The organism is Pantoea sp. X-Soil-YNGN-844 (assembly GCF_059730595.1).
Map to the genome: position 1 here is coordinate 3,790,909 of NZ_AP036007.1, position 26,662 is coordinate 3,817,570.

General features: G+C 58.4%; 23 protein-coding genes. 8 read left to right on the plus strand and 15 right to left on the minus strand.

The window, feature by feature from the left end; translation table 11 throughout:
* Nucleotides 1–231 precede the first annotated feature (231 nt).
* The gene (locus tag AC6I8C_RS17675) at nt 232–1,218 is read left to right on the plus strand and encodes an aldo/keto reductase (protein WP_497823172.1); all 987 of its coding nucleotides are present in this window, start codon (nt 232–234) and stop codon (nt 1,216–1,218) included.
* 7 nt (nt 1,219–1,225) lie between these two features.
* On the opposite strand, the gene AC6I8C_RS17680 is transcribed toward AC6I8C_RS17675, so the two are convergent.
* Nucleotides 1,226–2,410 (minus strand): BaiN/RdsA family NAD(P)/FAD-dependent oxidoreductase, encoded by a 1,185-nt coding sequence (locus tag AC6I8C_RS17680; RefSeq protein WP_497823173.1) that lies wholly within the window; start codon nt 2,408–2,410, stop codon nt 1,226–1,228.
* 243 nt (nt 2,411–2,653) lie between these two features.
* On the opposite strand from AC6I8C_RS17680, the gene pitA reads away from it, so the two are divergent.
* Nucleotides 2,654–4,156, plus strand: a complete 1,503-nt coding sequence (gene pitA, locus AC6I8C_RS17685) for an inorganic phosphate transporter PitA (protein ID WP_497823362.1) — start codon at nt 2,654–2,656, stop codon at nt 4,154–4,156.
* A gap of 37 nt (nt 4,157–4,193) precedes the next feature.
* Here the strand turns inward: pitA and uspB are convergent, their stop codons facing one another.
* The gene (gene uspB, locus AC6I8C_RS17690) at nt 4,194–4,529 is read right to left on the minus strand and encodes a universal stress protein UspB (protein ID WP_497823174.1); all 336 of its coding nucleotides are present in this window, start codon (nt 4,527–4,529) and stop codon (nt 4,194–4,196) included.
* A 417-nt stretch (nt 4,530–4,946) separates the two neighbouring features.
* On the opposite strand from uspB, the gene uspA reads away from it, so the two are divergent.
* Together uspA and AC6I8C_RS17700 are read left to right on the plus strand one after the other, a co-directional pair.
* Nucleotides 4,947–5,384: a universal stress protein UspA gene (gene uspA / locus AC6I8C_RS17695; RefSeq protein WP_147789621.1), complete on the plus strand. Its 438-nt coding sequence runs from the start codon at nt 4,947–4,949 to the stop codon at nt 5,382–5,384.
* 442 nt (nt 5,385–5,826) lie between these two features.
* Complete coding sequence (locus tag AC6I8C_RS17700; protein ID WP_266307925.1) at nt 5,827–6,069, plus strand: hypothetical protein; 243 nt, start codon at nt 5,827–5,829, stop codon at nt 6,067–6,069.
* Nucleotides 6,070–6,258: 189 nt separating this feature from the next.
* Here the strand turns inward: AC6I8C_RS17700 and rsmJ are convergent, their stop codons facing one another.
* A complete protein-coding gene (rsmJ, locus tag AC6I8C_RS17705) occupies nt 6,259–7,017 on the minus strand; it encodes a 16S rRNA (guanine(1516)-N(2))-methyltransferase RsmJ (protein ID WP_497823175.1) in 759 nt (252 codons plus the stop codon).
* Between the two features lie 8 nt (nt 7,018–7,025).
* Nucleotides 7,026–9,068, minus strand: coding sequence for an oligopeptidase A (gene prlC, locus AC6I8C_RS17710; RefSeq protein WP_497823176.1), 2,043 nt, complete (start codon nt 9,066–9,068; stop codon nt 7,026–7,028).
* A gap of 405 nt (nt 9,069–9,473) precedes the next feature.
* Between prlC and AC6I8C_RS17715 the strand changes: the two genes are divergently transcribed.
* Both AC6I8C_RS17715 and AC6I8C_RS17720 read left to right on the plus strand, forming a co-directional pair.
* Nucleotides 9,474–10,316 carry a 23S rRNA (adenine(2030)-N(6))-methyltransferase RlmJ gene (locus AC6I8C_RS17715; protein WP_150037572.1) on the plus strand — a complete coding sequence of 281 codons (843 nt, stop codon included), beginning with the start codon at nt 9,474–9,476 and terminating at the stop codon, nt 10,314–10,316.
* 7 nt (nt 10,317–10,323) lie between these two features.
* The gene (locus AC6I8C_RS17720) at nt 10,324–11,142 is read left to right on the plus strand and encodes a CPBP family intramembrane glutamic endopeptidase (protein ID WP_497823177.1); all 819 of its coding nucleotides are present in this window, start codon (nt 10,324–10,326) and stop codon (nt 11,140–11,142) included.
* Here the strand turns inward: AC6I8C_RS17720 and rnz are convergent.
* On the minus strand, nt 11,139–12,050 hold the full coding sequence (rnz, locus tag AC6I8C_RS17725; RefSeq protein WP_013359392.1) for a ribonuclease Z: 912 nt from the start codon (nt 12,048–12,050) through the stop codon (nt 11,139–11,141). The genes AC6I8C_RS17720 and rnz overlap by 4 nt on opposite strands.
* Before the next feature lie 128 nt (nt 12,051–12,178).
* Here rnz and gorA point away from each other — a divergent pair, with 128 nt between their 5' ends.
* Entirely contained in the window at nt 12,179–13,531 is a 1,353-nt protein-coding gene (gorA, locus tag AC6I8C_RS17730) for a glutathione-disulfide reductase (RefSeq protein WP_033734348.1), read from the plus strand.
* Between the two features lie 109 nt (nt 13,532–13,640).
* Here the strand turns inward: gorA and AC6I8C_RS17735 are convergent, their stop codons facing one another.
* From AC6I8C_RS17735 to AC6I8C_RS17750, 4 genes are all read right to left on the minus strand, one after another.
* Nucleotides 13,641–14,537, minus strand: a complete 897-nt coding sequence (locus AC6I8C_RS17735) for an alpha/beta hydrolase (protein WP_497823178.1) — start codon at nt 14,535–14,537, stop codon at nt 13,641–13,643.
* A 168-nt stretch (nt 14,538–14,705) separates the two neighbouring features.
* The gene (locus AC6I8C_RS17740) at nt 14,706–15,050 is read right to left on the minus strand and encodes a hypothetical protein (protein WP_497823179.1); all 345 of its coding nucleotides are present in this window, start codon (nt 15,048–15,050) and stop codon (nt 14,706–14,708) included.
* 22 nt (nt 15,051–15,072) lie between these two features.
* Complete coding sequence (locus AC6I8C_RS17745; RefSeq protein WP_497823180.1) at nt 15,073–16,419, minus strand: cation:proton antiporter; 1,347 nt, start codon at nt 16,417–16,419, stop codon at nt 15,073–15,075.
* A gap of 61 nt (nt 16,420–16,480) precedes the next feature.
* On the minus strand, nt 16,481–17,683 hold the full coding sequence (locus AC6I8C_RS17750; RefSeq protein ID WP_313678754.1) for an MFS transporter: 1,203 nt from the start codon (nt 17,681–17,683) through the stop codon (nt 16,481–16,483).
* A gap of 93 nt (nt 17,684–17,776) precedes the next feature.
* Between AC6I8C_RS17750 and AC6I8C_RS17755 the strand changes: the two genes are divergently transcribed.
* Nucleotides 17,777–18,745 carry a LysR family transcriptional regulator gene (locus tag AC6I8C_RS17755; RefSeq protein ID WP_497823181.1) on the plus strand — a complete coding sequence of 323 codons (969 nt, stop codon included), beginning with the start codon at nt 17,777–17,779 and terminating at the stop codon, nt 18,743–18,745.
* Nucleotides 18,746–18,782: 37 nt separating this feature from the next.
* Here AC6I8C_RS17755 and AC6I8C_RS17760 read toward each other — a convergent pair whose 3' ends face one another.
* The 6 genes from AC6I8C_RS17760 to kdpF form a co-directional block, all read right to left on the minus strand.
* On the minus strand, nt 18,783–19,280 hold the full coding sequence (locus AC6I8C_RS17760) for a TIGR00645 family protein (RefSeq protein ID WP_003852093.1): 498 nt from the start codon (nt 19,278–19,280) through the stop codon (nt 18,783–18,785).
* 54 nt (nt 19,281–19,334) lie between these two features.
* The gene (gene kdpD / locus AC6I8C_RS17765) at nt 19,335–22,010 is read right to left on the minus strand and encodes a two-component system sensor histidine kinase KdpD (RefSeq protein WP_497823182.1); all 2,676 of its coding nucleotides are present in this window, start codon (nt 22,008–22,010) and stop codon (nt 19,335–19,337) included.
* 224 nt (nt 22,011–22,234) lie between these two features.
* The gene (kdpC, locus tag AC6I8C_RS17770; RefSeq protein ID WP_497823183.1) at nt 22,235–22,801 is read right to left on the minus strand and encodes a potassium-transporting ATPase subunit KdpC; all 567 of its coding nucleotides are present in this window, start codon (nt 22,799–22,801) and stop codon (nt 22,235–22,237) included.
* A 10-nt stretch (nt 22,802–22,811) separates the two neighbouring features.
* Nucleotides 22,812–24,860 (minus strand): potassium-transporting ATPase subunit KdpB, encoded by a 2,049-nt coding sequence (gene kdpB / locus AC6I8C_RS17775; RefSeq protein ID WP_033734363.1) that lies wholly within the window; start codon nt 24,858–24,860, stop codon nt 22,812–22,814.
* A complete protein-coding gene (gene kdpA / locus AC6I8C_RS17780) occupies nt 24,857–26,545 on the minus strand; it encodes a potassium-transporting ATPase subunit KdpA (RefSeq protein WP_497823184.1) in 1,689 nt (562 codons plus the stop codon). Before kdpA ends, kdpB begins: the two co-directional genes overlap by 4 nt.
* The gene (gene kdpF / locus AC6I8C_RS17785) at nt 26,545–26,634 is read right to left on the minus strand and encodes a K(+)-transporting ATPase subunit F (RefSeq protein WP_010253443.1); all 90 of its coding nucleotides are present in this window, start codon (nt 26,632–26,634) and stop codon (nt 26,545–26,547) included. Before kdpF ends, kdpA begins: the two co-directional genes overlap by 1 nt.
* Nucleotides 26,635–26,662 lie beyond the last annotated feature (28 nt).

The window sequence follows — 26,662 nt, forward strand, 5'->3', positions numbered from 1 at the left end:
AATTTCAGGTGAAATTTCTTAAAATCAATTAATTAGCGAAGCGGTATCCACACGATCCGGCCTGTTTTTTGCAGAAATCTTCAACGTAACCAGCAGCCTGCCGCAAAAAGCCTCCTTTTTATACCGGTGTGGTATGCAACAACGCCGAACCGCCTCCCCGCCGGAAAGCGCTAAGCTCAATGGTTAGCCCTTTTCTGTCACCCTGTCTGAAACGCATCGAGGAAGGTTTGCATGAAATTACGAACACTGGGCCGCACCGGTCAGCGCGTCTCTGAAATTGGCTTTGGCGCATGGGCCATTGGCGGAACCTGGGGAGAAGTAAGCATAGAGGATGCCAAAGCCGCGCTGAACGCCGCGCTGGATGCGGGCATCACCTTTATTGATACCGCCGATGTCTATGGCGATGGCCGCTCAGAAAAGATTATCGCAGAGGTGCTGAACCAGCGCGGCGGGGAACGCCCGTTTGTCGCCACCAAGCTGGGGCGTCGGCTTTCACCGCACGTGGCTGAGGGCTACAACGCCGAAAATCTCAACACCTTTATCGATCGCTCACGTGAAAATCTGCAGACCGAAACGCTGGATCTGGTGCAGCTGCACTGCCCGCCGACCGAGGTCTACTACAACCCGGACGTCTTTGCGGTGATGGATGAGATGGTGGCTGCCGGAAAAATCCGTCACTACGGTGTTTCCGTTGAGAAAGTCGAGGAAGGGCTAAAGGCGCTGGAATTTCCCAACGTCTCGTCGATTCAGCTGATCTACAACATTTTCCGCCAGCGTCCAGCAGAACTGCTGCTGCGTGAGGCGAAACGCCGTGATGTGGCGATTATCGCCCGCGTGCCACTGGCTTCAGGTCTGCTGACCGGTAAAATGAATGCCGACAGCGTGTTTGCCGCTGACGACCATCGCACCTTTAACCGCAATGGCGAAGCGTTCGATAAGGGCGAGACCTTCTCCGGCGTGCCGTATGAGGTGGCGCTGGAAGCGGTTGAGGAGATTCGCCGCTTTGTCACCGGGGACACCACCATGGCGATGTTTGCGCTGCGCTGGATCCTGATGAACGAAGATGTCAGCGTGGTAATCCCTGGCGCGAAAAACCGTGAACAGGCTGAAGCCAATGCCCGCGCCAGCGATGTCGAGGCGCTCTCTGAGGAGACGATGGCAGCGCTGAAGCAGATCTATCAGGAGAAGATCGCGCCTCACGTGCATCAGCGCTGGTAGACGCGCGTTACAACGCCTGGGCGCAGGCCCAGGCGGAACTCCAGGCCCACTGGAAGTTATAGCCGCCCAGCCAGCCGGTGACATCGGCCACTTCACCAATAAAGTAAAGTCCCGGCACCGCACGCGCCTCCATGGTTTTTGATGAGAGCTGCGTCGTATCCACCCCGCCCAGCGTTACTTCCGCCGTACGATAGCCCTCTGTGCCGTTTGGCTGGATGCGCCAGGCGTGCAGTGTCTGCGCCAGTTCGGTCTGCTGTTTGCTGTTGAGCTGCTTCAGAGTGATGTCTGGTACCACCTTCAGCGTCTGCAGGACTTCCACCAGGCGCTTCGGCAGAATTTTCGCCAGGCTGTTTTTCAGGCTGAGATTCGGATGTGCTTCACGCTGTGCCTTCAGAAACGCCTCAAGCGGTGTGGCGGGCGACAGATTGATAGTGACGAATTCACCCGGCTGCCAGTAGCTGGAGATCTGCAATACCGCCGGACCGGACAGGCCGCGATGGGTGAAGAGCATCGCCTCTTTGAAGCGGGTGCCATCCTGCGCATCAATCGTAGTTTCCAGCGCGACGCCTGACAGCGTCTGCAGCTGCTCCAGCAGCGGCTTGTGCAGAGTAAAGGGCACCAGCGCCGCCCGCGTCGGAAAGACGCTCAGGCCGAACTGCTCTGCAATTTTGTAGCCAAACGGCGAAGCGCCCAGAGCTGGCATCGACAGGCCGCCGCTGGCGATGACCAGCTTCTCCGCCTGAACCGTACTGCCGTTGAGTTGCAGGGTATAACCGCTTTCATCACGCGCCACACTAAGCACTTCACTGCGCAGCCGCAGGGTGACATTGCCCTTGTCACATTCGGCCAGCAGCAGATCGACAATCTGCTGAGCCGAGTCATCACAGAAGAGCTGGCCCAGGGTTTTCTCATGCCAGGCAATCCCGTGACGATTGACCAGATCGATAAAATCCCACTGGGTATAACGCGCCAGCGCCGATTTACAGAAGTGGGGATTGTGCGACAGATAGGCCGCCGGTTCGGTATAGAGGTTGGTGAAGTTGCAGCGGCCACCGCCCGACATCAAAATCTTGCGTCCCGGCTTTTTGCCGTTATCCAGCAGTAACACGCGGCGCCCCCGCTGTCCGGCCTGGGCGGCACAGAACAGACCGGCGGCGCCGGCACCAATGATGATAACGTCAAACTGTTCCACTGCGGTTCACTCACTTAACTGGAAAGGCGCAGATTGTAGTGATCTGCTCACTGAGACGCCAGCGTCAAAAAATTGCCGTAAATGTGTCATATTGTATCTGCTTAATATCTAACCCTTTTTAGCTGAGTTACCCTTCAGCCTTACGACGAAAGGTCAAATTAACGCTATATTTTCCTTTCCCATACAGCACGTTGTCGCGGATAATGCGCCGCGTTCATGTCCTCCAAAAATGGCGTAACGTTTATGCTACATCTGTTTGCTGGTCTAGACCTCAGTACTAGCCTGTTATTGGTTCTTGCCCTGCTGTTTGTATTGTTTTACGAAGCAATCAACGGTTTCCACGACACGGCCAACGCAGTTGCGACGGTCATCTATACGCGTGCCATGCGTGCCCAGCTTGCTGTGGTGATGGCGGGTGTATTCAACTTCCTTGGCGTGCTGCTCGGTGGATTGAGTGTCGCTTACGCTATTGTTCATATGCTTCCCACCGATCTGTTGTTAAATGTTGGATCGGCTCACGGTCTCGCCATGGTGTTTTCTATGCTGCTGGCGGCGATTATCTGGAACCTCGGCACCTGGTATCTCGGTCTGCCGGCCTCCAGCTCCCATACCCTGATCGGCGCCATTATCGGTATCGGTCTGACCAACGCCCTGATGACCGGAACATCGGTAGTTGATGCACTCAACATCCCGAAAGTCCTGAACATCTTCCTTTCTCTGATCCTGTCGCCGATTGTCGGCCTGGTGATGGCGGGCGGCTTGATCTTCATTCTGCGTCGCTACTGGAGCAATACCAAAAAGCGTGCGCGTATTCATATGACGCCTGCTGACCGCGAGAAGATCGACGGCAAGAAAAAGCCGCCGTTCTGGACCCGTATCGCCCTGATTGTTTCGGCAATTGGCGTGAGCTATTCGCACGGCGCGAATGACGGTCAGAAAGGCATTGGCCTGATCATGCTGGTCCTGATTGGCGTGGCTCCGGCCGGTTTCGTGGTGAATATGAATGCCTCCGGGTATGACATTACGCGTACCCGCGATGCGGTTAATCACCTGGAGCAGTATTACCAGCAGCATAACGCCTCGCTGACGCACATCATCCAGATGGCACCGCCTAAGCTGCCAACGCCGGAAGAAGTGCCAGCGACCAGCCCGCAGGAGTTCCACTGTGACAGCGCGCGTGCACTGCAGGCAGTTCAGCGTGCTCAGGTGTTGCTGAATAATCTGCAGAGCTACGACCAGCTGACGGTTGAGCAGCGCGGTCAGATGCGTCGTCTGCTGCTGTGTATCTCAGACACCGCCGATAAAGCGGCCCGTCTGGAAGAGACCTCGCCAGATGACAAGCGCTTCCTCAATAAGCTGAAAAGCGACCTGCTTGGCACGATCGAGTATGCGCCGATCTGGATTATTGTGGCCGTGGCGCTGGCGCTGGGCATCGGCACCATGATTGGCTGGCGTCGTGTTGCCACCACCATTGGTGAGAAGATTGGTAAAAAAGGCATGACCTATGCACAGGGCATGTCAGCGCAGGTGACCGCCGCGGTGTCGATTGGCGTCGCCAGCTATACCGGCATGCCCGTTTCCACTACGCATATCCTCTCTTCATCCGTAGCCGGTACGATGCTGGTTGACGGGGGCGGACTGCAGAGCCGGACCATCAAGAATATCGCCATGGCGTGGATTTTCACCCTGCCGGTCTGTATTCTGCTGTCAGGTTCGCTCTACTGGATTGCCTTAAAACTGGTGTGATGCCAGCTAAAAAAAGGGCGACGCAAGTCGCCCTTTTTTAATGCCAGATCGCCAGCGCCACCAGACTGATGACCACCAGCCCGCACAGCGCACTGGTCAGCATAAATTGCCCACGCACCCGCTCGCAGCGCCGGATAAACTCATCGTCATGATGATCGAGATAGCGCTTTGCCCAGATATAAGTGACCAGCCGCACCTGCTTGCTCGGCTGACCATGAGAGGTGAAAAATCCCGCCCCATCGACATACTGATACAGCAGCGGATCACAGCCCCGTAATACCGCCAGCAGGGCACGCAGCGATGAAAAATAGCGCGCCATATTCACGATACACACCACACAAAGAGCCCAAAAAAGCGCAATAGTGTTGATCATATTCTCCCCCTCCTGGCTGGCATTGCAGCAACAGACCCAGCGTCAGACACTGTATCCGCCTGCAGAAAAAACCAGCCACTGAAAATCACCGGACTGCGAAAATTTTCGACCCCCTGAGCGGCTGCGAACCGGACCGCCTTTTTTCAGTGTAGGAGAATTCTTTACATTTTTTCCAACGATGATTTTCGTTCAGCGCGAGTAAATCTGGCATAGCCTTGATCTTATTCATAAGCCAGGCGGCAGCGGCAGCATTTGCAGTGAGAGAAGGCTATACTCAGAACATAACAACATCATCACCTGCAACGCAGGTAGACACTTTGGTGGCGCTCATCGCCCGCTCGCGCAAAGGATTTCGCTAAGCTGTGACGCGGCAGGAACACCGGATGCCATCCTTAATCTCGTGAAAGGAGTTTTATCATGGCTTATAAACACATCCTGATTGCAGTAGACCTTTCTCCCGAAAGTCAGTTACTGGTGGATAAGGCCGTCTCGCTGGCTCGCCCGTACGATGCCAGAATTTCCCTGATTCACGTCGATGTGAATTACTCCGACCTCTACACCGGCCTGATTGATGTCAACTTAGGGGATATGCAGAAGCGCATCTCTGAAGAGACGCATACGGCACTGAAAGGGTTATCAGATGCCGCGGGCTATCCGATCAGCGAGACGCTGAGCGGCAGTGGCGACCTCGGCCAGGTGCTGGTTGATGCGATCAAAAAATATGACGTTGACCTGGTAGTGTGCGGTCATCATCAGGATTTCTGGAGCAAGCTGATGTCTTCAGCCCGTCAGTTGATCAATACCGTGCATATCGACATGCTGATTGTGCCGCTGCGCGATGAAGACGAAGAGTAACCGCTGTTATTAAAGCCGGTGCAAGCCGGCTTTCTTATCGGGCTGAATATATTTACGCTTTATTCTGGCCCGCGATTTAAGTTCCTGATTCCCGCGCAACGCCACCTGGATTTCTTTTTATTTATAAAGATATCCGCCAGCCTGACTTTACACAAAACTCAATATACGCAGCTTCATCATTTCTGACATCCGTTTATATTTCCTCCTTTTAGCACTGTAACTACAACCCTATACATAAATTTAAACCCATCATTACATTGCTCATTCATCCAGTCGCTAATGATAAGAACTTTATTAATAGCAAAGCGTAATTTATCAAAATCTTACTATAGGAAAAGGTTAGTTCATCCGTTATCTTTCGCTGGCTTATCTGCTGCGCAGGCAACGGATAAAGCAAAATAATAATTCCCATTATTTTAAAAAACCAATAAGGATATTAAAAGTGAGAGAGATTAATCAGACAGAAATTGCTGCCGTTAGCGGCGCGGGCCTGACTGAATTCCTGGGTGAGGTTAATACTGCATTGACTGAAGTGTCCGGCTTATTTGACACCACCGTCGCATCAATCAAGGAAAGCACTGATCTGGGCCAGACTCTGGGTCTGACTTACAAAGCGATTGGCCTTAGCTTCGCCAAAAGCTTTTTGAATGCATTTTCAGGCTTCCTGACTAAATTGGCCGCCTGACCAAATCAGTAGCACCGCATTAACGCGACAATGCGCGTGCGGATAATTAAAGCCTGCCTGATAGTATTTCAGGCAGGCTTTTTTATTTAGCAAAAATATTATGCCAGGTCACTTTCAGACCAGGCATACGGAGATAAGCGGCAGGAAAATTATTATGGCCTGAAGCAATCGCTTCAGATCGTCATTCGTCTAAAGCGTACTGACCAGCGGCGGATAAATATCAAAGCGATGGCTTTTGGTTATGACCGCCGCCTGCGTCACAACACCCGCCAGCGGCGGCGCATAGTCTGGCCGCTTCACCACAATCCGTTTTTTTGCCAGCCGACGCGCCGGTTCCAGTAGCGCATCGGCATCTTCATCCGGCCCGACCAGCGACTGAAAGACCCGCATCTCCTTTTTTACCAGCGCACTTTTCTGGCGATGGGGATACATCGGATCGAGATAAACCACATCCGGCTGCGGCGTAATCTCGCCCAGTGCCTGCGCGCTGGCCGCATGAATCAGCGTCAGGCGGTCGCGCAGCCAGGGGCCAATTTCCGCATCCTGATAACCGCGCTGTAAACCATCTTCCAGCAGCGCAGCCACCACCGGATGACGCTCCAGCATCCGCACCCGGCAGCCGAGCGCCGCCAGCACAAACGCATCGCGTCCCAGTCCGGCGGTCGCATCAACCACATCCGGCAGATAACCGCCCTTGATACCCACCGCTTTGGCGACAGCTTCACCGCGTCCACCACCAAAGCGACGGCGATGCGCCATCGCGCCAGTGACAAAATCAACAAAAATACCGCCCAGCTTTGGCTCATCACGCTTGCGCAGTTCAAGATGCGTCGGTGTCTGCACCAGTGCCAGTAGCGCATCTTCATCGTGCTCCAGCTGCCAGCGCTGCGCTAAACGTGATAAGGCGCCGTCTCCGGCGCCTGATTCATCGAGTAAACAGATTTTCACGAACCGACTTATCCCTGAATGCCGTAATGTTCCAGCATCGCATCGAGCTGCGGCTCACGGCCACGGAAGCGTTTGAACAGCTCCATCGGCTCTTCAGAACCGCCACGCGTCAGGATGTTATCCAGGAACGACTGACCGGTTTCACGGTTAAAGATGCCCTCTTCCTCGAAGCGGGAGTACGCATCCGCCGCCAGCACGTCCGCCCACAGATAGCTGTAGTAACCCGCCGCATAGCCACCGGCAAAAATGTGGCTGAAGGCGTGTGGGAAACGGCCCCATTCAGGGCTCGGAACGACTGCCACGCGGCTTTTCACTTCGCGCAGGGTTTCCAGAATCTGTGCGCCTTTCTCCGGATTAAACTCGGTGTGCAGACGGAAATCGAACAGGCCGAACTCCAGCTGACGCAGGATAAACAGCGCGGCCTGATAGTTTTTCGCCGCCAGCATTTTATCCAGCAGTTCTTTCGGCAGCGGTTCTCCAGTCTCAAAGTGACCGGAGATAAAGGCCAGCGCATCCGGCTCCCAGCACCAGTTTTCCATGAACTGGCTTGGCAGTTCGACTGCATCCCACGGCACACCGCTGATCCCGGAAACCCCAGGCGCTTCGATGCGGGTCAGCATGTGGTGCAGGCCGTGACCAAACTCATGGAACAGGGTAATCACTTCGTCATGGGTGAACAGCGCAGGTTTGCCTTTCACCGGACGGTTAAAGTTACAGGTCAGGTAAGCAACGGGTTTCTGCAGGCTGCCATCGGCTTTACGCATCTGGCCGACGCAGTCATCCATCCACGCACCGCCACGTTTGTGCTCGCGGGCGTAAAGGTCGAGATAGAAGCTGCCGCGCAGTTCACCGGTTTCATCGAACAGATCGAAGAACTTCACGTCAGGATGATAAACCTCAACGTCGGTACGCTGCTTCGCAGTGATGCCGTAAATGCGTTTCACCACTTCGAACAGACCGGCGACCGTGCGCTCTTCCGGGAAATAAGGGCGCAGCTGCTCATCGCTGATGGTGTAGAGATGCTGCTTCTGCTTTTCACCGTAATAGGTGAGATCCCACGGATTCAGTTGCTCAACGCCATGCTCTTTCTGCGCAAAGGCACGCAGCTGCTCCAGCTCTTTTTCACCCTGCGGACGGGCGCGTTCAGCCAGGTCATTCAGGAAGTCGATCACCTGAGACGGGCTTTGCGCCATTTTGGTCGCCAGCGATTTATCCGCGTAAGAGTCGAAGCCCAGCAGCTGAGCCAGCTCGTGACGCAGCGCCAGCTCTTCCGCCATGATAGGACCATTGTCCCATTTACCGGCGTTCGGACCCTGATCGGAGGCGCGGGTCGCATAGGCGCGATACATCTCTTCGCGCAGCGCCGCGTTGTCGCAGTAGGTCATGACCGGCAGATAGCTTGGAATATCCAGCGTCAGCAGCCAGCCTTCCTGCTCTTTGGCTTCGGCCTGGGCTTTCGCCGCCGCCAGCGCGCTTTCCGGCATACCGGCCAGCTCGTTTTCATCGGTAATTAGCTTGCTCCAGCCCATGGTGGCATCAAGCACGTTGTTGCTGTAAGCCGAACCCAGCTCAGAGAGGCGCGCGGCGATTTCGCCATAGCGCTGCTGTTTATCTTTTGGCAGGCCGATACCGGAGAGTTCGAAATCACGCAGGGCGTTATCGACCGCTTTCTTCTGCGCCAGATCCAGAGCCGCGTACTGATCGCCCTCTTTCAGGTTGCGATACGCCTGATACAGCCCTTCATGCTGACCGACCCAGGTGCTGTACTCAGAGAGCAGCGGCAGCGTCTGCTCATAGGCTTCACGCAGCTCCGGGCTGTTTTTTACCGAATTAAGATGGCTGACCGGGGAAAAAACACGGCTCAGGCGATCGTCGGTTTCCGCCAGCGGCTGAACCAGGTTATCCCAGGTGTACGGCGCACCCTGCGCCACCACTTTTTCGACTTCTGCGCGGCATTGGCTCAGCACTTCCGTCACGGCAGGAACAACATGTTCAGGCTGGATGGCAGAAAAAGGGGGGAGCGTAAAAGATGTCAGTAGCGGATTGGTCATAGCGCAGTCCTTTATCAATGTATGGGGCGCAGCGGGTCGCGCAACGCAATCTAAGTAACATGCGGCTTAGTGTAGTGAAAATCAATGGGGTCAGGATGAGGTGGGGAAGAAACACGCGAATGGCTACCCGAAAGCCCGCGGCTTTTAAACTATGACTGTGATTACGGTGGGCGCGTCTGGCAGCTTTCCGTACCTGCATGCCTGCAACAGGATGCCACGCCCTGTAATCCCGATTTGTTATCACGCTTCTGGCCCATCGCCAGGCCATCCCTGATATAATCGCGGATTCTCATGCTTTTCCTGCGTCGGTTGCTGTGCGTCGTTCTGTGGGTAATACGTGAGGTAATAATTGGTATAAATTGATTTTCCATCAATTAAAACCTTATACATTCAACAGGATAAATAATGCTGAGTTATCGCCATAGCTTCCATGCGGGCAACCACGCCGACGTGCTGAAGCACACCGTTCTGAGCCTGATCATCACGGCGCTGAAAGAGAAAGAGAAACCGTTTTTCTACCTGGATACCCATGCAGGCGCAGGCCGCTACCAGCTGAGCGGCGAGCACGCCGAGCGTACCGGTGAATATCTGGAAGGCATCTCGCGTATCTGGCAACAGCCCGATGCACCGGAACTGCTGCAACCCTATTTTGACGCGATCGGTGCGCTGAATCGTGGCCCCTCGCTGCGCTACTATCCCGGCTCCCCGCTGATTGCCCGTCATCTGCTGCGTGAAGATGACAGGCTGCAACTCACCGAGCTGCACTCCAGCGACTATCCGCTGCTGCGCAACGAGTTCAGCAAAGATAACCGCGCGCGCGTCGACCGTGCCGACGGTTATCAGCAGTTAAAATCGAAACTGCCACCGCCGTCGCGTCGCGGTCTGGTCCTGATCGACCCGCCGTATGAGATGAAAAGCGACTACCAGGCGGTAGTGAAAGGGATTCAGGAAGGCCATAAACGTTTTGGCACCGGCGTCTTTGCGCTGTGGTATCCGGTGGTGTTACGTCAGCAGATCAAACACATGCTGCGCGACCTGGAAGCGACAGGCATTCGCAATATTCTGCAGATCGAGCTGGCCGCCCGTCCGGACAGCGATCAGCGCGGCATGACCGCCTCCGGCATGATCGTGATTAACCCGCCGTGGAAGCTGGCCGATCAGATGACTACCCTGCTGCCGTGGCTGCACAAGAAACTGGTTCCGGCCGGTACCGGTCACTTCGTGGTGAATCAGATCGTTCCTGAATAAACCGATTATGTGGATTCTGCTGGCAGGCGCGCTGGGCGCGCTGCAACCCATCCGGCGGCTGGCGCTGATGCTGTTAGCGCTCGCCGCGCTGCTGGGGTTTTATCATGGCGTCCTGACATGGCCAGTGCTGCCGCTGCTGGCCGGGATCGCGGCACTGGTCGCGCTGCGCCGCTTTGACCCAATCCGTTCCCGGCAGCACATCCTGAGCGAAACGCTGCTGGTGCTGATTTCGCTTGGATTGTTCCTCCATCTCTTTCCCGGCTTTCACAATCTTCTCGTCGTCGATGAGGTTAAGGTGGGCGCACAGAGCCTGCCGTTCAGTTTCTCCTTCAACTTTGATAAAGCGCTGATCCCCTTTGTACTGCTGGCCTGCCTGCCGACGCTGTTCCGCGCCCGGGCCTGTCCACCACGTTATCCGTGGATCGCTGCGCTGGCATTAATCGTCGCCGTGCCGCTGCTGCTGGGTAGTGCCGTGCTGCTGGGCGGTCTGGCCGTTGAGCCTCACTTTCCGCCCTGGCTGCCCGCGTTTATGCTGGCGAATCTGTTCTTTGTCTCGCTGGCCGAAGAGGCGCTGTTCCGGGGCTATCTGCAACAGCGGCTGAGAGAGAAGCTGGGTGGGATGCCCGCGCTGCTGATTAGCACGCTGCTGTTCGGGCTGGCGCATGCCACCGGCGGCGTACTGCTGGTAGTTTTCGCGACGCTGGCCGGGCTGCTTTATGGTCTGGCGTGGCACTGGAGCGGCCGCTTATGGCTGGCAGCCGCTCTGCACTTCGCGCTTAACCTCACTCATCTGCTGCTGTTCACTTATCCGGCGCTGCATCACTAAACCGTAAACACCGCCAGGTCCGAGGCCAGCTCGGTGCGGGGGAAAATGGTCTGGCACTCCGCCAGCAGGCGGCTCATGTCCTTTGCCAGATAGCGGGAGCTGAAATGGGTGGCGATCATCCGCTTTGCCCCGGCGCGCTTTGCCACCTCCGCCGCCTGCAGGGTTGTGGAGTGCCCGCGCCCGTTGGCTTTCTCCACCATCGCGGCCTCCAGCGTGGTTTCATGCACCATCAGGTCAACCTCCGCCGCCAGCTGCAGCGCAACCTCCGTGGGAGCCGTATCGCCAAAGATGGCCAGCTTTTTGCCGGGTGTCGCCGGGCCAAGGTAGTCAGCGCCGTTAATTACCCGCCCATCTTCCAGCGTCACACATTCCCCCTGCTTCAGCTGCTGGAACCACGGGCCGCGGGGCACGCCTTCGGCTTTCAGCCGCTCGGCATCCAGCAGGCCGGGTTTGTCATGCTGTTCAATGCGATAGCCAAAACACTCCACCGGATGGCTCAGCGGCCAGGCACTGATACGAAACTCACCGTCATCCAGCGTCCAGCCCGCCTCAATCTCAACAATGTTAAGCGGGTAGTCGGTGTAGGAACCGCTGATCGACAGCGCCGTCTCAACAAAGGTCTTTAATCCTCTGGGGCCATAAACCGTCATCGGTGAGGTCAGTCCGGCCATCGACCGGCTGGTAAGTAAGCCCGGCAGCCCGAAAATATGATCGCCATGCAGATGGGTGATAAAAATCTTATCCAGCTTGCCCGGTTTCAGGCTGGAGCGCATAAACTGTAACTGCGTGCCCTCCCCGCAGTCGAACAGCCAGGTTTCACCACTCAGCGCGCGGGTAAAAGCAATGGAGGTCACGTTACGTTGCAGGCTGGGAGCACCGCCGCCGGTGCCAAGAAAAGTAAGGTGCATGGTATGCTTCCCTGTAAGCGAGTGAAAAAACAGAACCCTATTACAATCATAGGCGCTAACTTTGCGTCATTTCGACCCGCAGCGTTACACTCAACCCCAATTTTTTATGCAACCGGATGGATACTTCAATGACCCGACATTTCGACTATCTCGCCATTGGCGGCGGCAGCGGCGGCATCGCCTCGATTAACCGTGCGGCTATGTATGGCCAGAAATGCGCCCTGATTGAAGCAAAAGAGCTGGGTGGCACCTGCGTGAACGTGGGTTGCGTGCCGAAGAAAATCATGTGGCACGCCGCGCAAATCGCCGAAGCTATCCATCTCTATGGGCCGGACTATGGTTTCGACACGACCGTGAACCGCTTCGACTGGGCCACGCTGGTGAAAAACCGCAGCGCCTATATCGATCGCATCCACAGCTCTTATGACAACGTGCTGGGTAAAAACAAAGTTGAAGTGATCAAAGGCTTTGCCCGCTTTGTCGATGCGCACAGCGTTGAAGTGAACGGCGAGATTATTACGGCTAACCACATTCTGATCGCCACTGGCGGTCGTCCGGTTCACCCTTCTATTCCGGGTGCGGAGTACGGTATTGATTCCGACGGCTTCTTCGAGCTGGACGCGCTGCCAAAACGCACCGCGGTTGTCGGCGCGGGCTATATCGCGGTTGAGCTGGCGGGCGTAGTGAACGCGCTGGGGTCAGAAACCCACCTGTTCGTGCGTAAACACGCGCCGCTGCGCAGCTTCGACCCGCTGCTAACCGAGACGCTGGTCGAAGTGATGAACACTGAAGGCCCGGCGCTGCACACCGAAGCCATTCCTAAGGCTGTGATCAAAAACAGCGATGGCAGCCTGACGCTGCAGCTGGAAAACGGCAGCGACTACACCGTAGATTGCCTGGTCTGGGCGATTGGCCGTGAGCCTGAAACGGACAATCTCAATATTCAGGCCGCAGGCGTGGCGCTGAACGAGAAAGGCTATATCAGCGTCGATAAATTCCAGAACACCAATGTCTCAGGCGTCTACGCCGTGGGCGACAACACCGGTGCGGTTGAGCTGACGCCGGTGGCGGTTGCCGCAGGACGTCGTCTCTCTGAGCGTCTGTTTAACAACAAGCCGGACGAGCATCTGGATTACAGCAACGTGCCGACCGTGGTATTCAGCCATCCGCCGATCGGCACCGTAGGACTGACCGAGCCGCAGGCGCGCGAACAGTATGGCGACGATCAGGTGAAGGTCTATAAATCGTCGTTTACCGCCATGTACACCGCGGTCACCCAGCATCGTCAGCCGTGCCGCATGAAGCTGGTGTGCGTGGGTGCCGATGAGAAGATCGTCGGCATTCACGGCATCGGATTCGGTATGGATGAGATGCTGCAGGGCTTCGCCGTGGCGTTGAAGATGGGCGCGACCAAGAAAGACTTCGATAACACCGTGGCGATCCACCCGACCGCAGCGGAAGAGTTTGTGACGATGCGTTAACCCGCACCGGGCTTCAGAAACAAGACAGGCGACTTAAGGTCGCCTGTTTTTTTATGCCGCGTCCACATCCGCTTTCTGACCGTGCAGTGCAGCACCGCGTCAGTGCAACTCAGCTTACGCGATCCAGCCAGCGGACATACGCCTGATCCCACAACGCTGCGGGCGTACCCGCTTTGCCGAGGCCAAATCCGTGTCCGCCTTTGCTGATCTGAATCAGCTCAACCGGCACGCGGTTGCGGCGACAGGTGTCGCGCATCAGCTCGGTGTTAAACGGATTGGAGGTATGATCGTCCTCGGCCTGCGCCAGAAACGTTGGCGGATATTGCCGCGTCACGAAGTTCTGCACTGACCAGTTTGCCTCATCCTGCGGCGTGGCATTTTTACCGACCATCATCAGATGCGTATTGGTGTGCTGATAAGGCGCTTCCAGGGTGATAACCGGATAGATCAGGCCGACGCTGTCGACTTTTGGCACCACTTCATCCAGCGGATCGAGGGCCGGATAAGATTCAAAATCCGGCCGCGCCGCCGCCAGCCCCAGCAGATGTCCGCCTGCCGAGAAGCCCAGCACATGTACCTTGCGCTCAAAAGAGCGTACCAGCCGGATGGCGCGCTGCGCATCCTGCAGCGGTGCCAGCCGCCCCGCCTGCCACTTCTCATGCGGCAACCGGTAGCTGAGCACATAGGCAGTATAGCCACTGGCGTTCAGCCAGCGCGCTACCGGCCAGGCTTCACGGCCCATGCCGATCCAGCGATACCCGCCGCCTGCGGCGATTAATACCGCTTCGCCATTGGGATTTTCCGGTTTAAAGCGCTGAATCGCCGGGCTGACGATATTTGACCAGGAACCGCTGCTGTTAATATGCAACTGGCCGGATGGGCCGCCGCCGCCGGGCGGATCGTCCGGCCAGAGGGGGATAATGTCATCGCGGGCAAATAATTTGCCGGTGGTCATGGAGAGCCCGAGCGCTCCCGTGCCGAGAATAAAGCGTCGACGCGTAATCATATTGCCTGTTGTGTGATGCCAGAGTAATGAGCAAGCCGTTGCGGCAGGCTACAGAAGAAGTAACAGATGCAAGTCTGGTGCCATGGGTGGCGATTATGTACGCAATAGCCTCAGGAAAGCCATAAAAAAACGCGCCGGGCAGGCGCGTTTTTATTTAATTCCGTGTGGTTAATCTTCCTGCTGGAACTGCGCCATCACGGCCTGTTCACACTGCTGTTCGTTGACGCGCAGTTTGGCCCGCTCATCGTCGCCAAGTTGCAGCCAGGCACTGGCCACTTCACGCGCGGACTCTTCATCAAATTCCGGCTGATTCATCGCCGACGGTGACTGGCCGCCCGCCACGGTCGATTTCATCTGCTCGACGTAATGATCTGCAGTGGCGACCTTTTTCTCGCCGCTGACAATGTGGCACAACTGACTGGCGTAAACATTCTGCTCAGTATCAGCGTCGTCCGCTGCCAGCGCGCTGCCGGTGGCGAGCATGCTCAGCAGCACTATCTGAGTTACTTTCATTCTTAACTCCTGTTCGTTCAGGTTAAACCTTACGCTGAAGGGCTTCAAGGCGCTTCTGACGCCAGTTCAGCAGCGGCGTCACGGTGGTGCCGTGAACCACCACGCTGCAGACCACCAGCGTTAACGCCATATTCGTCATGATTTCCATCTGCGGGCCTTGCATGCCGTGCGTCCAGGCATAGGCGATGTAGTTCAGACTGCCAATCCCCCGGATGCCCAGCCAGCCAATCAGCAGGCGCTGCCCGAGCGGCAGTCCGGCGCGCAGCGTCACCAGCCAGACGGCCAGCGGTCGTACTACGGCAAACAGCACCAGGCCAATCAGCACGCCATAGATGTTCCAGTGCTGCGCCAGTGTGACACCCAGCACCACCATCATGCCAGCCGCCAGTAAACGTTCAATAGTATCGCCAAAAGAGAGCGCGTCGCCTACTACAAACCCAATCGACTTCACCATATTATTGTCGCCCTGATGCGCCAGGCGTTTGTTAGGATTCACCAGCGCCTCAGAGGGCAATACGCGCTCGTCGTCAGAGAGGTCTTCCGGCTGATGACGATGGAACACACCCAGTTCGGCACGGCGTAACCCCAGTCCGGCGGCGAAGGCGGCCAGGAAGCCGGAGGCACCCACGTACTCCACCAGCGAATAACTCAGCGCAATCAGTGCCAGCGCCAGAAAATCATTGGGCGCAACGTCGCCATTGGCATTGCGCAGTCGGGTCGCCAGCATGCCGATTAACTGCCCCAGAACAAAGCCAATGATCAGACCGCCGCCAATCGCCCAGAGCACCTCGACCGCGCCCCAGTGCATCAGCATCGCGCCACTCAGGCTCTCGCCATTAAACAGCAGCAGCGCCAGCATCAGCAGTGGCAGCGCGGAGCCATCGTTCATGCCCGCTTCACTGGAGATCGCCACACGCAGCGAGTCATCATCCTGCGCATCGTTGACCGAGATTAAGCTCGCCAGCACCGGATCGGTCGGCGCGACAATCGCCCCAAACGCCAGCGCAACCGGCCAGTCTAATCCCACCAGGAAGTGTGCCAGCAGGGTCATCGCGGCAACGGTAAGCAGCATGGCGGGAAACGCCAGTTTCAGCCCGGTGTGCCAGCAGTTGTTCTGCAGCGGCTGACGCAGCTTGAGTCCGGTGATAAACAGCGAGGCCGCCATGGTGATTTCGGTGATATGGGCCACGGCTTCGGAATGGGTGACGATATCGAGGTGGATAACATCAAATCCCCACGGGCCGCACAGCATGCCCGCGATCAGGAACAGACCAAATGAGGTGACTGGTCCCCGGTGAATCCAACCGGAAGCCAGCGACATCAGCAGCAGAAGGCCGCCCGTCGCTGCTGTCCAGGCTAAAAAGTTCATAACACTCCACAATATTTCGGGTTTATGAATAAGCCTGGCACATTTTTTGACGGGCGAGGTGTCAGTTTTTCAGGTGGCGACTGGCGAAGCGGACCGCGAGAGCCGCGGCACCGGCTAAAGTGGCGAGCGCAACGACGCCATTCCAGCCCCAGTGAGCCAGCGCCAGACTGCCCAGCGCCGCACCGGTCGCCATACCGATAAACACCACGGTAAACAGCAATGCATTCAGGCGACTGCGTGCTTCCGGTGCCAGGCCATAAACCAGCGTCTGATGCGCTACCAGCGTAGCCTGCACCCCCAAATCAAAGCCGATGGTACAGACCACAATCAGCGCCAGCTGTGCGGGCATGGGCAGCAGCGGCAGTAGAAACATCAGCGCAAAAGAGATCGTCACCAGCGCGGCACCGGCCTGCGTGACGCGTGCCGGACCAATGCGGTCAGCAAAACTGCCCGCCAGCGGCGCGGCCATGGCACCCGCTGCACCGGCTAAACCAAACGCCCCCGCCACCGCACTGTCGAGATGAAAGCGGTCGCTGAGCATTAACGCCAGCGTCGACCAGAAGGCGCTGAAAGCGACGGAGAGCAGACCCTGAGCCAGCGCAGCCCGGCGCAGCGTCTGATGGTGACGCCACAGATGCACCAGCGACAGCAACAGTCGCGGATAGCTCACTGAGGTGCCCGGCGCGAAGCGTGGCAGCACCCGCCACAGCGTCAGCGTAATCAGCAGCACCGCCAGTGCGGCAATCATGTACATGGTTCGCCAGCCGAAATACTCCGCGACAACGCCGCTGACCACCCGCGACAGGAGGATCCCCACCAGCAGCCCGGTCATCACCGTGCCGACCGTTTTACCCCGGCTGCGTTCCGGGGCCAGCGCCGCCGACGCGGGCACAATGTCCTGCGCCACCGTGGCGGTCAGCCCGGTGATAAAACTGGCAACCAGCAGCGCGCTGAGTCCGCCGGAAAAGCCACACAGCAGCAGCGCCGCGACCAGCAGTAAGCCTTTGATAAAGATAATGGTGCGGCGGTCGTGACGATCACCCAGCGGGGCCAGCAGCAGAATACCCAGCGCATAGCCCGCCTGAGTCAGCATCGGCACCATGCCAACTGCACCGATGCCCGCATTAAACTGCTTACTGATGATATCCAGCATCGGCTGGCTGTAGTAAATCGATGCAACGCTGAGTCCGGCCCCGGCCGCCAGGGTAAACACCAGCGGCGTGGAGAGTGATTCATTTTGCGTCTGAGTCTGTATGGCTGACATGCTGTAATCCTCATCATTTCGTGCAACCATTAAAGCGCATCACGGTTATACGCGGTAGACTGATACCAGACAAAACCGTTATGCGTGGCGCGTATGAATAACCCTAACAGCAGCGATCGCATCGACCTGATGCAGACGTTTATCCGTATCGTCGAGAGCGGCAGCTTGTCCGCAGCAGCAGCCCAGCTTGGCACGACACAGCCCACCGTCAGCCGCCGATTGCAGACCCTGGAGCAGCGGCTGGGCCTCAAGCTAATCCTGCGCACCACCCATGCGCTGAAGCTCACTGATGATGGCGAACGCTGCTACGCCCAGGCACGGCAGTTGCTGGCGACCTGGCATGCGCTGGAAGATGAGCTGACCGGTGCCAGCGATGACCCGGTCGGTACGCTGCGGGTTCGTGCGCCGCACGCCTTTGGTCAGGATCAGCTGATCGCGCCGCTGGTGGACTATCTGCACCGCTATCCCCGCCTCAATATCGAGTGGATGCTGAATGACCGCACGCCCGACTTCATGGCGGAGAACGTGGACTGCGCCATTCAGGTCGGTGCGCCCACCGATCCCTCTGTAGTAGCGATTCTGCTGGCCGAAGTGCCGCGCATTGTCGTGGCGGCCCCGCACCTGCTGGCGCAGCATCCGCCGATAGAACGTGTGGCACAGCTGCGCGATCTGCCGTGGCTGGCGCTGACCAGCTTTTACCGTAATGAAGTGGCGTTGCAGAAGATTGACGACGGTCAGCCGGTGAACCTGGCGATTACGCCCCGGCTGAGCAGCGACAGCTTATATGCGGTGCGCAAAGCGGCGCTGGCCGGAATGGGCGCGGCGATTGTCTCCTCGTGGGCGGTGCAGGAGGATTTAGCGGACGGCAGTCTGGTTCAGCTGATGCCCGCCTGGCAGGCCCCGCCGCTGCCGGTATGGCTGACCTATCCCTGGGCGAGTTACTACCCGGCCAGGCTGCAACACTTTTTTGCCATGATCAAAGAGGTGATGCCGCAGCTGGCGGGCACGCGTCCGGCGTCGCAGCCGGCAGGTCGTTCAGGGGAAGCAGAGCAGAAGGGATAAAGCAGGCGCCCGCGTCAGCGGGTCACCAGGTGATAAATTACTTTTTATCGTAGCGCGACATTTTGTCCAGCCAGCCCATCACAAAGGCCGAGAGCACAAAGGTCAGATGGATAATCACGTACCACATCAGCTTGTCGTTTTCGACGTTGCGCGCTTCCATAAACACCCGCAGCAGGTGAATCGAGGAGATGGCCACGATAGAAGCCGCGACTTTGTTTTTCAGCGAGCCGGAGTCCATCTTGCCCAGCCAGCTCAGCTTCTCTTTGTCTTCGTCAATATCAAGCTTGGAGATGAAGTTCTCATAACCCGACAGCATCACCATCACCAGCAGGCCGCCCACCAGCGTCATATCCACCAGCGACAGCAGCAGCAGGATCAGATCGTTTTCCGCAATGCTGAAAATGTTGGGCAGCAGGTGGAAAATTTCCTGGAAAAATTTAATGGTCAGCGCCAGCAATCCCAGCGAAAGTCCAATGTAAACCGGAGCCAGCAACCAGCGCGATGCATACATCAGGTTTTCGGTAAAACGTTCCATACAATCCCACGAATAATCAAACAGGTCCGGAAGTATAACCGATCCACTGTGAAGTTATTTCAGCCCTTCGTCAGAAATTTCAGGGATCGGCGGCAGCGGCAGTGAGAGACGAAATGCTGCGCCACCTTCGGGTCGGTTCTCTGCCCAGATCTGGCCGCCGTGGCTCTCGACAATGGTTTTACAGATTGCCAGACCCAGCCCGACGCCCGGCACCGCCGACTCTTTATCACCGCGCCAGAACTTATCGAATATCCGGGTTAAATCGTCTTCGGCAATGCCCGGTCCGCTGTCCCAGACCGCAATCTCCAGCCGTGTCGCAGCACGCCAGGCGCGGATGCCACGCGGTGCGCTGTTACCGGCATACTTCAGGCTGTTCTCAATCAGGTTGGTGAAGACGCGTTCCAGCAACGTGCTGTCGCCTTTGATCAGCACGATGTCATCCGGCAGATCGAGCTGAACCTCATGCCCTTTCAGCGACGGTGCCATGCTGCTCAGCGCGCCGCCGATCACCTCTTCCAGCGCCAGCCACTCTTCACGCAGGTTGAGGCCGCCCGACTGAATGCGCGCCATATCCAGCATGTTGCTCACCAGCCGGATAGTGCTCAGCGTCTGCTCGCGGATCTGGCTGGCCTGCGGCACATATTTTGAGTTGTCGCTGGCCAGGTCGAGCATCAGCATTTCCGCCTGACCAAACAGCACCGTTAACGGCGTGCGCAGGTCGTGCGACAGCGCCGACAGTAGCGCATTGCGCAGTTGTTCCCGCTCCGCCGAAAGCCGGGACGCCGCCTCACTGTGCGACAGCGCCATGCGCTCCAGGGCGTTGGCAATCAGTACCGTAAAGGTTTCCACCAGCCGCTGCTGTTCGGGGATCATCAGCTGACGCAGGTTCTGCGGCTCCACCACCAGCAGACCCCGACAGTGTGCACCGCTTTTCAGCGGCAGGATCTGATAGGGCACCGCCGGTAAGGTATCGGTGCCCGCGCCCGCAGGCTGGCCTTTGCTGTAACTCCATTTCGCGATGGCGCGATCCGGTTCGCTGGCCGGTAACGCCTCGCCGACCGGTTGCAGCTCACCCTGCTCATCCGGCAGCAGCAGCAGGCAGCGCGCCTGCAAAGTAGCATCCAGCACCCGCTGGCTGGTGGCGGCGATATCCTGCGGCGTCAACGCGCTGCCCAGCGATTTCGCCATCTCATAGAGCTGGCGCGCCCTCTGCTCGCGGTAGCGCGCCACCCGTGCCTGATAACGCACGCCTGCCGTGAGATTGCCGACGATCACGCCGACCGCCAGCATCACGCCAAAGGTCACCAGGTATTGCAGGTCGGAGACCGCCACCGTGCCGGTGGGCGCAACAAAGAAGAGGTCGAAGGCGACGATATTCATCACCGTGGCGATCACCGACGGCCAGCGGCCATAGCGCAGCGCCACGATCACCACCGCCAGCAGGTAGATCATCACGCAGTTGGCGGGATCAAAATTGATCAGCACCGACTGTCCGGCTGCGGTGACGACGATGCAGAGCACCAGCGCCATCATCACGCCGCGCAGCTGAATGCGCCATTTTTCGCTGGTGACGCGGCCATCCGGCAACGGATGCGGCGCATCCTTCAGCGGCTCATCCAGTGCGACGACCAGCAGGTCGAGATCGGGGCCGAGCTGGCCCAGACGTTCGGCAAAACTGTCACGCCGCCAGCGCCGCTGCGGGCGACGGCCAGTGACGATTTTGCCCAGGTTGTGCTCGCGGGCGTAGCCCAGCACCGCTTCCGCTTCATCCGGTTCCGACAGCGTGGCCGTTTCCGCCCCCAGCTCCTGCGCCAGCTGTAAGGTGCGCAGAATCGCCCGTCGCCGCGCTTCCGGCAGCCGATTAAGCCGGGGCGTTTCGACATAGACCGCGTGCCATTCACTGCCGAGCCGTGCCGCCAGCCGGGCAGCGGTACGCACCAGCTTTTCACTGCCACTGTCGTCACCAATGCAGAGCAGAATGGCGTCGCGGGTGTGCCAGACGCGATCCCGTCCCTGCTGATCGCGCCAGGCGCGCATCTGGTCGTCCACCCGATCGGCAGTGCGACGCAGGGCCAGCTCACGCAGGGCGAACAGGTTACCTTTGCGGAAAAAGTTTTCGATGGCGCGTTCCGCGCGGTCGCCAATGTAGACTTTGCCCTCTTTCAGCCGCTGCCGCAGATCGTCGGGCGGCAGATCGACCAGCACCACTTCATCAGCGCTGTCGAAAAAGGGATCGGGCACGGTTTCGCGCACCTGAATGCCGGTGACGCCGCCGACCACATCGTTGAGGCTCTCAAGATGCTGCACGTTGACGGTGGTCAGCACGTCGATGCCCGCTTCCAGCAGCTCCTCGATATCCTGCCAGCGCTTGGGATGGCGCGAGCCCTGCACGTTGGTGTGCGCCAGCTCATCCATCAGGATCACCGCCGGATGGCGGGCCAGCGCGGCATCAAGATCAAACTCCGCATGACGCGAGCGGCCGGTTGCGCGCCGCGGCAGCAGGGTTAAGCCTGTCAGCAGCTGCGCGGTTTCCGGCCGTTCATGGGTTTCTACCACGCCAATCAGCACATCCAGACCCTGCGCACGCAGCCGCTGTGCCTCCTGCAGCATGGCGTAGGTTTTGCCCACGCCCGCACAGGCACCAAAGTAAATCTTCAGCTGCCCGCGATGACTCTCGCGGTTAGCCTGCAGCAGCGCGTCGGGATCGGGACGCTGGGGTTCGTGGTTCATCGCTTCCTTAGAGCCTATGCCAGTAGGCGTAATTGTTGCAGACAGTCTGGACACGGACAGCGCGAAACAGCCAGCGTACACGTAGTACGTGAGGATTACTCGCTGCGCTCGCCCCTTCAGGGCCGCCCTGACGGGCGTTCAGGTTGCTAAAGCAGCCTGTGTGAGCACTGCCCAGGTTCAGACTGACAAATAAAATAGCCTGATGGGATAGGCTCTTAACACCATTACAGTTCGTTGAGCGCCATGTTCAGCTGCAGCACGTTGAGGGTCGGCGTGCCGAGGAAGGGCATCAGCGGACGATGCGTCATCTTTTCAATCAGCGCCTCGACTTGCGCGACCGGCACGTTGCGGCTGGCAGCGACACGCGGAGCCTGCCACAGGGCAGCCTGGGGCGAAATATCCGGGTCCAGCCCGCTGGCGGAAGCCGTCACCAGCTCCACCGGCACGGCTGCAGGTGCCTGTGGGTTGGCGGCCCGCAGCGCAGCGACGCGGTCGGCGACCGCTTTATCCAGCGCCGGGTTGCTGGCGGCCAGATTACTGCCTCCCGAGGCCAGCGGGTTATAGGCTTTATCACTGGTGGCTGAAGGACGACCCCAGAAATAGCCGGACTGGGAAAAGTTCTGCCCAATCAGCGCGGATCCGTGCGCCACGCCATCTTCTTCCAGCAGCGAGCCATTGGCCTGGGACGGAAACAGCCACTGCGCCAGCCCGGTGGTGAGGAAAGGATAAACCACGCCGGTAACAAGCGTAAGCAGCAACAACAGTAAAATTGCCGGACGTAACTGACTCATTTTTTTCTCCTCAGGCCATGCCTGAAAGCACTAACAGCAGATCGATCGCTTTGATGCCGACAAACGGCACCAGCAGGCCACCCAGACCGTAAATCAGCAGGTTGCGGCGCAGCAGCGCAGCCGCACTCAGCGGGCGGTAGCTGACGCCTTTCAGGGCCAGCGGGATCAGGAAGATAATCACCAGGGCGTTAAAGATCACCGCCGACAGAATCGCGCTGGCGGGCGAGTGCAGCTGCATCACGTTGAGCATGTTGAGCTGCGGATAGGTCGCCGCAAACGCCGCCGGAATAATGGCGAAATATTTCGCCACGTCGTTAGCGATACTGAAGGTGGTCAGAGAACCGCGCGTCATCAGCATCTGTTTACCGATGTGTACCACTTCCAGCAGCTTGGTCGGGTTCGAGTCGAGATCGACCATGTTGCCCGCCTCTTTCGCCGCCTGCGTACCGGAGTTCATCGCCACCGCGACATCCGCCTGCGCAAGGGCAGGCGCATCGTTGGTGCCGTCGCCGGTCATCGCCACTAACCGTCCTTCTGCCTGATACTGGCGGATCAGCGCCAGCTTGGCTTCCGGGGTCGCCTCTGACAGGAAGTCATCCACGCCCGCTTCCGCCGCAATGGCCGCAGCGGTCAGCGGGTTATCGCCGGTAATCATCACCGTTTTAATGCCCATTTTTCGCAGTTCGGCAAAACGCTCTTTGATACCGCCTTTCACGATATCTTTCAGCGCCACCACGCCCAGCACGTTAGCACCCTCGGACACCACCAGCGGCGTGCCGCCACTGCGTGCCACCTCTTCCACCTGCGCATTCACTTCGGCAGGGAAACGACCATGGTTCGCTTCGATATGGCGACGCACTGCATCGACCGCACCCTTGCGGATCAGCCGGTCCTGCACGTTTACGCCACTCATGCGGGTCTGGGCTGAGAACGGAATAAAACTGGCGCCCATGCTGCTGAGATCGCGTTCACGCAGATTAAAGCGCTGCTTCGCCAGCACCACGATGCTGCGGCCCTCTGGCGTTTCATCAGCCAGCGAGGCGAGCTGCGCGGCGTCGGCCAGCTGCTCTTCGCTGACGCCCGGCGCGGGCAGGAACTGGGTCGCCTGACGGTTACCCAGCGTGATGGTGCCGGTTTTGTCGAGCATCAGCACATCCACATCGCCTGCGGCTTCCACCGCTCGTCCACTGGTCGCAATGACGTTCGCACCCAGCATCCGGCTCATTCCCGCCACTCCAATCGCCGACAGCAGGCCACCGATGGTGGTCGGGATCAGACAGACCAGCAGCGCCACCAGCACGGTGATACTGACCGGCGTGCCGCCCCATGCCGAGAACGGCCAGAGTGTGACGGTCGCCAGCAGGAACACGATGGTCAGTGACACCAGCAGAATAGTCAGGGCGATCTCATTCGGGGTTTTGCGGCGCTTCGCGCCTTCCACCATAGCGATCATCCGATCAAGGAAGGTTTCGCCCGGGTTGGCGCTACAGGTGATCACCAGCCAGTCAGAGAGAATACGCGTACCGCCCGTCACGGAGGCAAAGTCACCGCCTGACTCACGGATGACCGGTGCAGATTCACCGGTAATAGCGCTCTCATCCACGGAGGCACCACCCTCTATCACTTCACCGTCGCAGGGAATAATGTCGCCCGCTTCGACCAGCACCGCGTCGCCTTTGCGCAGCGCATCGGCACTGACCTGCTGCCACTCCGCGCCATAGCGCGCCGCTGACAGTTTTTTGGCAAAGCTGGTCTTTTTGACCCCTTTCAGGCTGCTGGCCTGGGCTTTACTGCGCCCCTCTGCCAGCGCCTCCGCCAGGTTGGCGAACAGCACAGTGAACCAGAGCCAGAGCGCAATCGCGCCGGTAAAACTGGCGCTGCCGCTGATGCGGCCGGACAGCATTGCCAGCGCCAGCAGCGTGGTCAGCACGCTGCCGAGCCAGACCACAAACATCACCGGGTTACGGAACTGTACCCGGGGATCGAGCTTTTTCACCGCATCCCAGGCCGAGGTACGCAGCAGGGCTGCGTCAAATAACGCCTGTTGTTGACGACTCATGAGGATTGTCCCTGAACAAGTTGCAGATGCTCAGCCACCGGGCCCAGCGCCAGAGCAGGAATAAAGGTCAGTGCACCCACCAGCAGCACTGTGCCGATGAGTAAGGCAATAAACAGCGGACCGTGGGTTGGCAACGTGCCGTTACCCACCGGCTGCACTTTTTTCACCGCCATCGCACCGGCTATCGCCATCACCGGAATGATGATGCCGAAGCGGCCCAGCAGCATGCAGACCGCCAGTAGCAGGTTCCAGAACGGCGTGTTAGCACTCAGTCCGGCAAAGGCGCTGCCGTTGTTGTTGGCCGCCGAGGAGACGGCGTAGAGCACTTCGCTGAAGCCGTGAATGCCGGGATTCGCCATTGCACTGCGACCAGCGTCGGTCATCATCGCCAGCGCGGTGCCGATCAGCACCAGCGCCGGGGTGACCAGAATCGCCAGCGCGGTCATTTTCATCTCCCACACGTCGACTTTTTTACCCAGGAACTCCGGGGTACGGCCAATCATCAGCCCGGCGATAAACACCGCCAGCAGCACAAACAGCAGCATGCCGTAGAGACCGGCACCGACGCCGCCAAACACCACTTCACCCAGCTGCATCAGCCACATCGGCACCATGCCGCCCAGCGCAGTGAAGGAGTCGTGCATGGCATTGACCGCACCGCAGGAGGCCGCGGTAGTAATGACCGCGAACAGGCTGCTGTTAAGAATGCCAAAGCGCGTCTCTTTGCCTTCCATGTTGACGGCGCTGTCGGCACCCAGCTGGAGGAAATGCGGGTTGCCCTGCAGCTCGGCCCACATCACGACGGCGACCGCCGCGACAAACATCAGCGTCATCGCCCACAGCAGCATGTGGCCCTGACGACGGTCACGCACGCTTTCGCCAAATGCGAAGCAGAGCGCAGCCGGGATCAGGAAGATGCTCAGCATCTGCACCAGGTTGGTCAGCACCGTCGGGTTTTCAAACGGATGGGCGGAGTTGGCGTTAAAGAAGCCGCCCCCGTTGGTGCCCAGCATTTTAATCGCTTCCTGCGACGCCACTGGTCCCATCGACAGCGTCTGCTGTACGCCTTCCAGCGTGGTGAAGCTGTGGTAAGGCGCGAAGTTCTGAATGCTGCCCTGACTGACAAAGAACAGCGCCATCAGCAGGCTGATGGGCAGTAAGACGTAGAGCGTGATGCGTGTCAGGTCGCGCCAGGCGTTACCCAGAGAGGCAGAGCTGCGATTAGCGAAACCCCGGATCAGCGCAAACGCCACGGCGATCCCGGTTGCGGCAGAGAGGAAGTTCTGCACCGTCAGGCCCACCATCTGGCTGAAATAGCTCAGGGTGCTTTCGCCGCTGTAGGACTGCCAGTTGGTGTTGGTGACGAAGCTCACGGCGGTGTTCAGCGCCAGATGCCAGCTCAGGCCAGGCAGCTGCTGCGGATTCAGCGGCAGCGAACCCTGCATCAGCAGTATGGCCAGCAGCACCACGAAGCCCAGCGCGTTAAACAGCAGTATCGCCAGCAGGTAGTGCGGCCAGCGCATCTCCGATTGCTGCGCGCCCAGCAGTCGCCACAGCGGCGCTTCCAGGCGGGCAAACACCGGCTTATCAGCCACTAACGCGGCCAGACCCCGTCCAAGCGGCTGTGCCAGCACCATCAGCAGCACCAGATAAAATGCGATGAGTAAAAAAGCATTGGCCGCCATCAGAAGGCCTCCGCATTTAACAGGGCATAGATCAGATAGCCCAGTAACAACACCACCAGCACAATGCCGGTTATTACGCCCACGCTCACAGGAACCTCCAGAGGATTGGATTTAGGG